This is a genomic window from Streptomyces sp. NRRL S-340 (assembly GCF_000720185.1).
Taxonomy (GTDB): domain Bacteria; phylum Actinomycetota; class Actinomycetes; order Streptomycetales; family Streptomycetaceae; genus Streptomyces.
This window is the reverse complement of record NZ_JOIY01000072.1, coordinates 16652-27880: the sequence shown is the minus strand read 5'-3', so window position 1 is coordinate 27880 and position 11229 is coordinate 16652. Positions and strand designations below refer to the sequence as shown.

Below are 11229 nucleotides of genomic sequence, written 5' to 3'. Positions count from 1 at the left end.
GGGGGGGGGGGGGGGGGGGGGGGGGGGGGGGGGGGGGGGGGGGGGGGGGGGGGGGGGGGGTGGCCGGGCCGGGCCGGCCGAAGAGGACCGCGCGGTAGACGCGTGCGGCGGCGGGGTTGGCCCCGCACTGCCAGACACCGTGCGGGCAGTAGTCGGTCAGCGTGTTGTAGAGCGGCCGGTAGCGGTCGAACCAGGCGAGCATGCGCCGCATGTACTCGGCGTTGTCGCCGTTGCGGAACAGCCCCCACTCCGGGTAGGAGACGGGCTTGCCGTGGGCCCTGGCGAAGTCCACGTGCGCCTGGAGCCCGTACGGTTCGCCCACCTGCTGGTCGAAGGCCAGGCCGCTCGGCTGGTCGTAGGAGTCCATGCCGACGATGTCGACCGTGTCGTCCCCCGGATAGCACTCCGTCCAGGGAACGGCGTCCCGGCCCCGGTTCGGCGCGAAGTCGAACCGGAACCTCTGGCCCGTGACGGAGCGCATCGCGGTGACGATGCGCCGCCAGTAGCTCTTCCACGCCCGTGGATCGGGCCCGCAGCGGTGGGTGTAGGTGGTGCCGTTCATCTCCCAGCCGAGCACGATCACGGTGTCGGGCGCCCCCGCCCCGACCAGCCGCCGGGCCAGGGCGCTGAAGTGGTGGTCGAACTGCCCGGCCGCACCCCGCCGCAGCAGCCCGCGGACCTCGTCGTCGGAGAGGTGCTCCTCGTTGCGTTCCTGCATCGGGACATTGAGGACGAGCATCCGGTCGGGCCGCTGCTCCCGCCAGTGCGCCCAGACGTCGAGGAAGCCCGGGGCACCCTCGATGTCCCGCCAGCGGTCGCCGGGCAGATAGGTGTGGCCCACCCGCAGTTCGGCACCGCCCAGCCAGGTGCTGAGCTGCGCCATCCGCGCCACACCCCGCGCGTCCGACTCCAGGAAGGCCCCGAAGGCGGGACTCGCGGGCACGGCGGACGGACTCACGGACACCGGCGGAGCAGCCGGGGGCGCCACCGCCGGCGGCGGGATCACGGGGCCCGCGGACGGACTCGCGGACACCGCGGGCGGACTCACCGGCCCCGCCGGCGGACCCGGTGGCACGGCCGGCGGGCTCGGTGACACGGTCGGCGGGCTCGGTGACACGGTCGGACCGGGCGGTGTGCTCGGTGCCGTGGCCGGTGGGGCCGGGGGAACCGGCGGTGCGGTCGACGGGGCCGGCGGTGGGTCTCCCGCCCCGGTGGCGGCCCCGCAGGCCAGGGCGGCCGAGGTGACGGCCGCCGCCGCGACGACGGTCAGCCGCCGGATCCGGCCTCGCTGTGCAGCCATGCCCGCTCCTTCCCGCACGCCCCGGCGGGCCGTGCTGACGAGCCGTCAGCTCGCCCTCGCCCTATGAAGTCAGGCACGGAAGGAGCAGGACCGCCACCGCCGGTACGGCCTTCGGGTGTGCCGCGCGTCCGCCCGGGTGACGGAGCCCGGAACAACGACCACCGCCGCGACCGGCCGCCGTGGCGGCTCGGTCGCGGCGGTGTGGCGCCGGACCCGCGGACCGTCTACCGGTGGGCGCCCAGGGACCGGCCGCGGCGGTAGAGGACCGTGCCGCCGGCGATCAGCGCGGCACTGGCGGCCGAGGCGGCCAGCAGCGCCCCGGTGTTGCCGCTGCCGGTCTCGGCCATCTGCGGCGGGGTGTGCTCGGCCGGGGGCGGCGTCGCGTGGTGCGTGGGCGGCGGGGTGGTGTGGTGCGTGGGCGGCGGGGTCGAGGTCGGCGGGGTGCTCGGCGGCGGGGTCGTGCACTCGCCCGGGGAGGGCTGCTCGCCGTACGCGCCCGAGGAGGGCTGCTCCCCGTAGCCGCCCCGGTCCTCGCAGTCGGGGCTGTGCGACGGGGGCGGCGGCGTCTTCTCCGAGACGTTGGCGCACTTGTTGCCGAACGCCGGGTTCAGCGCCGCCGCGGCGTCGACGGTGTTGCCGCAGGCGTTCACCGGCACCTCGACCGGCGCCTGGACGGTGTTGCCGGACAGCAGGCCGGGTGAACCCGCGCTGACTCCGTCCGCCGTCGAGTCGGCGAAGGCGGCACTGCCGTACAGGGACAGCACGCTCGTCGCGGCGGCCGCCGCGAACACTCCCCTGCTCAGGGTCTGTCGCAATCTAGTGGTCTTCCTGCTCGAAGCCGCTCGCGGCGGCTTGAGGAACGTTCCGATGTGGGAGGGCCGGCCCTGGGTCGCGAGTTCGACGTCCAAGGCCGGCCCTGACCCGGCCGGGACGGCCGGTGCGCCCGTGCGGTCAGTCGTTGACGCAGGTGTTGCCGAACGCGGGGTTCAGCAGCGCGATGATGTCGATGGTGTTGCCGCACACGTTGATCGGGACGTGCACCGGGATCTGGATGGTGTTGCCGGAGATCACACCCGGCGAACCGACGGCCGCACCCTCGGCGCCGGCGTCGGCGAAGGCGGGGGCGGCCATGCCCAGAGCCAGGATGGCGCCGGTCACGACAGCGACGCTCTTCTTCATGGAAGTTCCCTTCTCGGGGCAAGGCCCCAATGACGGCGAGAAACCGAGTGAGCACGACCTCACGGTCGCGGCACTGAACGAGGAATAGACGTAATGGAAAACGGCGGAACGTAAATCACCCGACAATTCACTCGACTGCCCCGCACACCCTACGTCTCGCCCTCGTCCGCTCGGGCGAAAAGAATTCAGCGAAAACAGCCCGGGCGCCCGCGGACGGAGCAGCGGACGACCCGGGCCGGCCAAGAACGGCTCAGCTTTCGCCGTTGGCCGAGAGGACCGACAGGTCCTCCAGGATGTGCGACAGGGCGCCGTCGCGCTTGGCCTGGGTGGAGTTGTCCGAGCACTGCTGGTTCTGCCGGTCCGACAGGATCGGAATGTCCTGGACGTTCACGATCTGCAGCACGCCGACGTTGGTCTCGTTGAGCCCCAGGCACGGCTTGTTGAGCGTGCCCTCGATCAGCGAGAGCTGCGGGCTCATGTCGCCCTTCGTCGCCGAGTTGCCGAACGACGACGTCGCGTCGTTGCCGTTCGCGATGGACGGGCCGTTGTCGTTCCCGATGGCAAGCGCCGCGGGAGCAGCCGCCACCGACCCACCGACGACAGATACGGCGGCCGCAGCGGCGACCATTGCCTTCTTGAGCACTGCGCGTTCCTTTCCTCGTAGGTCCTACGGCCTCATCAACACGGTGCGGGGTGTTTGGTTGCGGGGGTTCACCCGGTTGGCCCGCACGGCATTTGAAAACGCCTGACAATCACGGAGTCCGGAAAGCACACAAACACTTCGCGGGGTCCGCCGTGGGAGTGAACGGGAGAAACCACGGTGGCCCCGGACAGTTGACCAGAACGCTCCGGTGACGGGGTTCCCTCAGAAAGGACCGCCCAGTGATCAAGAAGTTTGTCGCCACCGCGGCCATCGCCGCCTCCGCGCTCGGCGCCACCGCCGCCGCCGCTCCGCAGGCCCTGGCGATCGGCAACGACAGCGGCCCGACGGCCTTGAACGGCAACGGTGCGTGGCAGAGCTACGGCAACTCGACCACGTACGGGAACATGAGCCCGCAGATGGCACTCATCCAGGGGTCGTTCAACAAGCCGTGCATCGCCGTGGGCGAGCTGCCGGTCGGGGTGCTCCAGGTCGTCAACGTCCAGGACATCCCGATCCTGTCCGACCGGCAGAACCAGCAGTGCACCGAGAACTCCACGCAGGCCAAGCGCGACGGCGCGCTGGCGCACCTGCTGGAGGACGTGTCGATCCTGTCGCAGAACAGCGAGCGCTGAGCCTGCGGCACGGCCGACGGGAGCGGGCCGCCGAGTTCCTCGGCGGCCCGCTCCCGTTTGCGTCGCGCGGCGGTTCCTAGGACACGACGTCCTTGCGGGCGAAGGAGCGGAAGGCCAGGGCGAAGAGCACCAGCGCGTAGGCGACGGAGACGGCCGTGCCCTGGATCATCCCCGACCACTCGGGGCGCGGCTGCACGGCGTCGGCCCAGGCGAACTGCCAGTGCGCGGGCAGGAAGTCGCGCCAGTGGCCCAGCGCGGTGACCGCGTCCAGGACGTTGCCGACGATGGTCAGGCCCACCGCGCCGCCCACGGCACCCAGCGGCGCGTCCGTCCGCGTGGACAGCCAGAACGCCAGCCCCGCGGTGACCAGCTGGGAGACGAAGACGTACGCCACGATCACCACCAGCCGCTGGGCGGCGGTGCCCGCGGCGAGCGCGCCGCCGGTGGGGATCTCCAGCGGGCCCCAGCCGTAGGCGGCGGTGCCGACGGCGAGCGCGACCACGGGCAGGAGCACCATGGCGGCCAGGCTCAGGCCGAGTCCGACGACGAGCTTGGACCACAGCAGCCGGGTCCGGGGCACGGGCGCGGCCAGCAGGTAGCGCAGCGAGGACCAGCTCGCCTCGGAGGCGACGGTGTCCCCGCAGAACAGCGCCACCGGGATCACCAGCAGGAAGCCGGCCGACACGAACAGGTTCACCGCGGCGAAGTTGGCGCCCGAGGCGGTGGCGGTGTCCATCAGGGTCACCTGGTCGTTGCGGCCGCCGGGGTCGCCGCCGATCGCGAAGGCCACGACGAGCACGAACGGCAGCGCGGCCAGGATGCCGCCCATGATCAGGGTGCGGCGGCGCTTCAGCTGCCGGGCCAGCTCCACCCGCAGCGGCAGGGTGCGCCCGGGGTGGTAGCCGGGGGCGACCTCCGCGGTCTCGGTGAGCGTGCTCATGCGGAACCTCCGATCAGGGTGAGGAAGGCGTCCTCCAGACGGCGGTGCGGGCCGACCGATGCGACGGGCACCTCCAGCCGCACCAGCTCCGCCACCAGGCCCTCGGCCGTGGCGCCGGACTCCAGCCGGACCAGCAGGCCGTCGCCGGTGCGGGTGGCGGAGGCGACGCCCGGCAGCGCGGCCACCTTCCCGGCCACCGGCTCGTCCACGGGCTCCGCGGTGCCGACCAGCAGGGTGTCCCCGGAGCCGACGATCTCGCCGACCGGGCCGGCCTGCACCAGCCGGCCCCGGTCCATGACGACCAGGTGCGTGCAGGACTGCTCGACCTCGGCGAGCAGGTGGCTGGAGACGATGACGGTGCGCCCGCCGGCCGCGTACCGGATCATCACCTCGCGCATCTCGCGGATCTGCGGCGGGTCGAGGCCGTTGGTCGGCTCGTCGAGGATGAGCAGGTCGGGCAGGCCCAGCATGGCCTGGGCGATGGCCAGGCGCTGGCGCATGCCCTGGGAGTAGGTGCGCACCGCGCGGGCCAGGGCGTCGCCGAGGCCGGCGATCTCCAGGGCCTCCTCCAGGTGGGCGTCCCCGGGCGGGCGGCCGGTGGCCCGCCAGTACAGTTCCAGGTTCTCCCGGCCGGACAGGTGCGGCAGGAACCCCGCGCCCTCGACGAAGGCGCCGACCCGGGAGAGCACGGGCGCGCCGGGCCGGATCGCGTGGCCGAAGACGCGGATCTCGCCGTCGTCGGGCCGGATCAGGCCCATCAGCATGCGCAGCGTGGTCGTCTTGCCGGCCCCGTTGGGTCCGAGCAGGCCGAGCACCTGGCCCCGCTCGACGCGGAAGGACAGGTCGCGTACCGCGTACCGGTCGGCGGAGCGGGCGTAGCGCTTGCTGAGACCGGTGATCTGGAGGGGGACGCCGGACAGTTCCGGGTCGGGGGCCGGGGCGGTGCTGCGGCGGCGGGCGGTGAGCAGCAGCGCGAGCGCGGCCAGCGTGGCCGCGGCGGGCAGCCACCACACCCAGGCGGGCAGCGGGGCCGCCGCGGTCCGCACGCCGGGCGCGGTGGGCACCGACAGGTCGCTCTTCAGGGCGACGGTGTACGTCGCCGGGGCGGCCGGGGAGGCGTAGCCGAGGTCGGTGGAGGCGAGGACCAGACGGAGCCGGTGGCCCTTCTGCACCTCGTGGTCGACGGCCGGGAGGGTGAGGGTGACGTCCTTGCCGTGCCGCGCGCCCTCGACGCGCACGGGATCGACGAGCTGGGCGGGCAGCACGGGCCGGGACGAGCCGGGCCCGACGTCGTACACCTTGGCGAAGAGCACGGCGTCGTCGCTGCTGGAGGTGACGTGGACGGTGACCGTGGGCGATCCGGTGATGCGCAGGTCGCTGCCCAGGGGCGCCGAGTCGAAGCGCGCGTACTGGCCGGGGAAGTCCAGGGAGACGCCGAGGCCCAGCGCGGAGAGCCGGCCCAGTCCGCCGTCCGCGCCGCCGAGGCCGGGCAGCGCGGAGACGGCGGGCGGGTTGGCGCCCGGCGGGTTCTGGAACCGCTGCTCGCGCCCGGTCAGGGCCACGGCGCGGGCCCCGCTGTCCAGCCCCGGGTACGTGCTCGCGCTCGCGCCGCGCTGCAGGGCCGCGCCGTCGGTGGAGTCGATCCCGCCGGTGCGGGTGACGCGGAAGGCGGGGCCGGTGCCGGCGCTGCCGTCCTGCTTCAGGTAGCGGTCGAACCAGGCGGTCACGCGTGCCTGGATCCGGCCGCTCTCCAGGTCGCCGCCGTCGTGGCCGCCCGCGATCCAGTCCACGGCCACGGGGGCGCCGCCCGCCCGGATCGCCTTCTGCGCCGCGTCGGCCTGGCCGAGCGGGAAGAGCGAGTCGGTCTGGCCCTGCACCAGCAGGGTGGGCACCTTGATCCGGTCGGCGACGGCAGACGGGGAGCGCTCCTGGAGGATGCGGCGCGCGTCGGCGTCCGGCTTCCCCGACTCGGCGACCCGCTCGTACATCCGGCACAGCGCCGGCTCGAAGCGGGCGCAGCCGCCGCCGGAGTTGAAGAAGATCCCCGCCCAGAGCTTCTTGAAGACGCCGTTCGGGAAGAGGGCGTCCGCGAGGTTCCAGTAGGTGATCTCGGGGGCGATGGCGTCCACCCGGTGGTCGTACCCGGCGGCGAGCAGGGAGACCGCGCCGCCGTAGGAGGCCCCGGCGATGCCGACGCGCGGGTCACCGGGTCCGTCGAGGCGGACCTGCGGCTGCCGGGCCAGCCAGTCGATGAGCCTGCTGACGTCGGCGACCTCGCCCTTGGGGTCGTTCAGCCCGATCCTTCCGGTGGACCGGCCGAAGCCGCGCGCCGACCAGGTCAGGACCGCGTATCCGCCGGCGGCGAGGTCCTCGGCCTGCTGCCGTACGTCGTCCTTGCTGCCGCCGAAGCCGTGTCCCAGCAGGACGGCGGGGTGGCGGCCGGGCCCGGCCGGGGTGAAGTAGGACGTGTCGAGGCGCACGCCGCCGGCCGTGCTCATGACCCGGTCGGCGCGGTGCACCGCGGGCGGGTCGTCGGCGGAGGCGACCGCGGTCCAGGTGCCGGCCCCGGCGAGCACCACGAGCGCGGCCCCGGCGGCGAGCCACCGCCGGGGTCCGCGCAGCAGCCCTCGCGGTCCGGGCAGTCGGAGATCCATGGCGTCCACGGTACGGGCCGCCACCGGCGGCCGATGCCACCGCCGGAGCGAACCTCGGCCCCTCCGTGCGGAGTACGGCACGGCCGCGGCGTACCGCGGCCGTGGTACGGATCCGTGGGGACGGGGGCTCCGAGGGGGGATGCGGCGGGCGGCGGGTCAGTCCCGGGCGTCCTCGGGGATCGACACCAGCCAGCGGGTGTCGCGGCGCGGGCGGAGGTAGAAGGCCCAGTACAGGGTGGCCACGGCCATGATGCCGCCGGTCCACAGCAGGTAGGTGGCCTCCTGCTGGGTGAGGATGTACGCGAGGACCGCGATCAGCAGGACGGGCACGGCGGGCCACAGCGGCATGCGCCAGGCGGACGTGTGCTTGTGGGAGCCGCGGCGGGCCAGCAGGGCGGCGACGGCGACGAGCAGGTACATGCCGGTCACGGAGACACCGGTGACGCCGTAGAGGGTGTCCAGGTTGACGAAGCACAGGACCGCGCCGGGGACGCCGACGGCGAGCGTGGCGACCCAGGGGGAGCCGAACCGGCCGAGCTTGGCGAAGACGGTGTTGACCGGTCCGGGCCAGGCCTTGTCGCGGGCGGAGGCGAACAGCACGCGGGAGTTCTGGATGACCATGACGATGCCGGCGTTGATGATCGCGAGGGCGACGCAGAGGCTGACGAAGGTGCCGACGGCGGTGTTGGACCAGGCGGTCACCATCGAGCTGAGGTCGCCGCCGGTCAGCTCCTTGAGGTCGGAGGCGCCCATGGTGATGGCGACGACCGGCACCAGGATGATCACGGTGGAGATGGCGAGGGTGGCGAGCACGGTGCGGGCCACGTTGCGGCGCGGGTGCTCCAGCTCCTCGGAGAGGTAGACGGCGGTGGAGAAGCCCTGGGTGATGAACAGGGCGATGGCGAGTCCGGAGACCACGAGCATGGCCGTCACGGTGTCGGTGTGGCCGCCCGCCCCGGCCACCTGCATCGAGACCAGGCTGCCGGCGCCCCGGTGGCTGTGGGCGAAGCCCAGGACGGCGACCACGCCCGCGGCGATGACCTCCAGGACCAGGAAGATGCCGGTGATCCAGGCGTTGGCGCGCAGGTCGAGCAGGCCGGCGAGGGTGGCGAGCAGCATGACCCCGGCGCCGGTCATCGCCGGGTCGAGGTGGACGATCGGCGCCAGGTAGTCGGCGGTGCCCATGGCGATCACGGGCGGCACGATCATGACGACCAGCAGGGACAGCACGAACACCAGCCAGCCCGCCAGACGTCCGGCCATCGTGGAGACCATGGCGTACTCGCCGCCCGCGCTGGGGATGAGGGTGCCCAGCTCGGAGTAGCAGAACGCCACGGCGATGCAGAGCAGGGAGCCGATGGCGATGGTGAGGGCGGTGGCGGTGCCGAGCGAGCCGAACAGGTCGGGCACGACCACGAAGAGCGTGGAGGCGGGTGTGACGCACGAGAGGGTGAGGAGGGTGCCGCCGACGACCCCGATGGAGCGCTTGAGCTGCTGGGGGCTGTCCGTCGTCCCGGTGGGGCTGCCGGCCGCCGTGGGGGTGGCGGTGTGGGCAGGGGGGAGCGTGTCGGTCATGCGGCAGTTCCGATCGACTCGTGCAACAGGTGATGGGGGCTCGGGAGCGCTATCGCCTCCGGCGGCTTCGGTCGTACGTTCTCGTCATCTCGTCCGCTCCCGGCGCCAGCATGGAATCCCGACGAAAACCGTCACGTCAATGGCTGTTCACCTTCGGAATCCGCACCCGGGGCCGGGCGGGCGGCGGCTCGATTTCACAGGTTGCACAGCCGCAACAGCGCATTCATCAAGCCTCAACAAACTGTGACCTTGCTTTCCAAGGCACCAGAACCGATCCGCCTATGCCATCCGTTTCCTCCCACGCACACGGGAATCGCAGGGCACGGCGCAAAAAAAGTCGCGGCCGTCCGGATAACGGACGGCCGCGAGGGGGTGTCGCGTCACGCTCAGTGGTTGCGCGGGAACCCGAGGTCGACACCGGCCGGGGCCTCGGACGGGTCGGGCCAGCGGGTCGTGACGACCTTCCCGCGGGTGTAGAAGTGGGTGCCGTCGTTGCCGTAGATGTGGTGGTCGCCGAAGAGCGAGTCCTTCCAGCCGCCGAAGGAGTGGTAGCCCACCGGCACCGGGATCGGCACGTTCACGCCGACCATGCCGGCCTCGATCTCCAGCTGGAAGCGGCGGGCGGCGCCGCCGTCCCGGGTGAAGATCGCGGTGCCGTTGCCGAACGGCGAGGCGTTGATCAGGGACACGCCCTCCTCGTAGGTGTCCACGCGCAGCACGCACAGCACCGGGCCGAAGATCTCGTCCTGGTACGCCTTCGCGGTCGTCGGCACGCGGTCGAGCAGCGACAGGCCGATCCAGTGGCCGTCCTCGAAGCCCTCCACGCTGTAGCCGGTGCCGTCCAGCACCACCTCGCAGCCCTCGTCCGCGGCGCCCTTGACGTAGGAGGCGACCTTGTCGCGGTGGGCGGCGGTGATCAGCGGGCCCATCTCGGACGCCGGGTCGTTGCCCGGACCGATCTTGATCTTCTCGGCGCGCTCGCGGATCTTGTCGACCAGCTCGTCGGCGATCGAGCCGACCGCGACGACGGCCGAGATCGCCATGCAGCGCTCGCCGGCCGAGCCGTACGCCGCCGAGACCGCCGCGTCCGCCGCCGCGTCCAGGTCGGCGTCCGGCAGGACCAGCATGTGGTTCTTGGCGCCGCCCAGCGCCTGCACGCGCTTGCCGTGGGCGGCGGCCGTGGTGTGGATGTGGCGGGCGATCGGGGTGGAGCCGACGAAGGAGACCGCCTTGACGTCCGGGTGCTCCAGGAGGCGGTCCACGGCCGCCTTGTCGCCCTGGACGACGTTGAACACGCCGTCGGGCAGTCCGGCCTCGGACAGCAGCTCGGCGATCTTCAGGGAGGCCGACGGGTCCTTCTCGCTCGGCTTCAGCACGAAGGTGTTGCCGCAGGCGATGGCGATCGGGAACATCCACATCGGGACCATCGCCGGGAAGTTGAACGGCGTGATGCCTGCGACCACGCCCAGCGGCTGCCGGATCGAGGACACGTCCACCCGCGTGGCGACCTGCGTCGACAGCTCGCCCTTGAGCTGCACGTTGATGCCGCAGGCCAGATCGACGATCTCCAGGCCGCGCGCGACCTCGCCGAGCGCGTCGGAGTGCACCTTGCCGTGCTCGGCGGTGATCAGCTCGGCGATCTCGTCGCGGTGCGCGTCCAGCAGGGCGCGGAAGCGGAACAGGATCGTGGTGCGCTGGGCCAGCGAGGACTGGCCCCAGGAGCGGTACGCGTCCTTGGCGGCGGCCACGGCCGCGTCCACCTCCTCCACGGACGCGAACGCCACCTTCGTGGTGACCGCGCCGGTCGCCGGGTCCGTGACCGGCCCGTACGATCCCGAGGCGCCTTCGACGGACTTGCCGCCGATCCAGTGGTTGACGATCTTCGTCATTCCGGGTTACTCCTTCGCAGAGGGCGGCGTCGGGTCGAGACGTGCCGTTCGTGGGGCTCGTGTGCCGGGACCGGAACCGGAGGGCGGCCCGGGACGGGGCCGGGACCGACGGTCCGGGGTGCGGTCGCCGTCACCAGACCATCCCACCAGCAACGCGCCCGGACCGCGCCCGACACTGTGTCTGCGGTTCGCCGGTCCGTGTAGACACATGTGGGAGTGCCCGCCGCCCGCGCCGCGGGCCGTGGCGGGCGGGGGACCTCCGGCGCGGGGCCGTAGCGGGCGGGGAGTCGTCGCTCGCACTTCGCTCCTGCCAGGGCGAAGCGGTCTCCCGCGCCGGAGGCGATCGGTGGCCGGGCGGTACGCGGCGCACGGGTGCCCGCACCCCAACGCACGCCTCGCGCCCGGGGTTTGGAACTC

9 protein-coding genes and 2 pseudogenes are annotated in these 11229 nt (G+C 72.9%); 1 reads left to right on the top strand and 10 read right to left on the bottom strand.

The features are described from left to right. The 4 genes from IG64_RS36090 to IG64_RS36075 form a co-directional block, all read right to left on the bottom strand. Window positions 1-1300: glycosyl hydrolase (locus IG64_RS36090; protein WP_037864482.1), on the bottom strand; the 1300-nt coding region annotated here is incomplete at its 3' end. 224 nt (window positions 1301-1524) lie between these two features. After that, entirely contained in the window at window positions 1525-2115 is a 591-nt protein-coding gene (locus IG64_RS43145; RefSeq protein WP_051813763.1) for a chaplin, read from the bottom strand. 136 nt (window positions 2116-2251) lie between these two features. Next, a complete protein-coding gene (locus IG64_RS36080; protein WP_037864462.1) occupies window positions 2252-2479 on the bottom strand; it encodes a chaplin in 228 nt (75 codons plus the stop codon). A 250-nt stretch (window positions 2480-2729) separates the two neighbouring features. Beyond that, entirely contained in the window at window positions 2730-3122 is a 393-nt protein-coding gene (locus IG64_RS36075) for a rodlin (RefSeq protein WP_037864459.1), read from the bottom strand. A gap of 239 nt (window positions 3123-3361) precedes the next feature. Here IG64_RS36075 and IG64_RS36070 point away from each other — a divergent pair, with 239 nt between their 5' ends. Next, window positions 3362-3754 carry a rodlin gene (locus tag IG64_RS36070; protein ID WP_037864457.1) on the top strand — a complete coding sequence of 131 codons (393 nt, stop codon included), beginning with the start codon at window positions 3362-3364 and terminating at the stop codon, window positions 3752-3754. A gap of 76 nt (window positions 3755-3830) precedes the next feature. Here the strand turns inward: IG64_RS36070 and IG64_RS36065 are convergent, their stop codons facing one another. From IG64_RS36065 to IG64_RS42695, 6 genes and pseudogenes are all read right to left on the bottom strand, one after another. Next, window positions 3831-4694, bottom strand: coding sequence for an ABC transporter permease (locus tag IG64_RS36065; RefSeq protein ID WP_037864455.1), 864 nt, complete (start codon window positions 4692-4694; stop codon window positions 3831-3833). Beyond that, complete coding sequence (locus tag IG64_RS36060; protein ID WP_037864481.1) at window positions 4691-7348, bottom strand: CocE/NonD family hydrolase; 2658 nt, start codon at window positions 7346-7348, stop codon at window positions 4691-4693. The genes IG64_RS36065 and IG64_RS36060 overlap by 4 nt, the downstream gene beginning before the upstream one ends. A gap of 156 nt (window positions 7349-7504) precedes the next feature. Continuing rightward, window positions 7505-8923 carry an APC family permease gene (locus tag IG64_RS36055; protein WP_037864452.1) on the bottom strand — a complete coding sequence of 473 codons (1419 nt, stop codon included), beginning with the start codon at window positions 8921-8923 and terminating at the stop codon, window positions 7505-7507. Between the two features lie 386 nt (window positions 8924-9309). Then, on the bottom strand, window positions 9310-10812 hold the full coding sequence (gene mmsA, locus IG64_RS36050) for a CoA-acylating methylmalonate-semialdehyde dehydrogenase (protein WP_037864450.1): 1503 nt from the start codon (window positions 10810-10812) through the stop codon (window positions 9310-9312). Further along, window positions 10809-11045 (bottom strand): annotated as a pseudogene (locus IG64_RS42700) (hypothetical protein); the annotation flags it as partial. The pseudogene IG64_RS42700 and the gene mmsA, both read right to left, overlap by 4 nt. Next, a pseudogene (locus IG64_RS42695) lies at window positions 11019-11177 on the bottom strand (5-deoxy-glucuronate isomerase); the annotation flags it as partial. The pseudogenes IG64_RS42695 and IG64_RS42700, both read right to left, overlap by 27 nt. Window positions 11178-11229 lie beyond the last annotated feature (52 nt).

Excerpts from the sequence above, each read along its gene's own strand:
- mmsA (WP_037864450.1), bottom strand. The coding sequence starts at position 10,812 with ATGACGAAGATCGTCAACCACTGGATCGGCGGCAAGTCCGTCGAAGGC.
- IG64_RS36065 (WP_037864455.1), bottom strand. The coding sequence starts at position 4,694 with ATGAGCACGCTCACCGAGACCGCGGAGGTCGCCCCCGGCTACCACCCC.
- IG64_RS36080 (WP_037864462.1), bottom strand. The coding sequence starts at position 2,479 with ATGAAGAAGAGCGTCGCTGTCGTGACCGGCGCCATCCTGGCTCTGGGC.
- IG64_RS36055 (WP_037864452.1), bottom strand. The coding sequence starts at position 8,923 with ATGACCGACACGCTCCCCCCTGCCCACACCGCCACCCCCACGGCGGCC.
- IG64_RS36060 (WP_037864481.1), bottom strand. The coding sequence starts at position 7,348 with ATGGATCTCCGACTGCCCGGACCGCGAGGGCTGCTGCGCGGACCCCGG.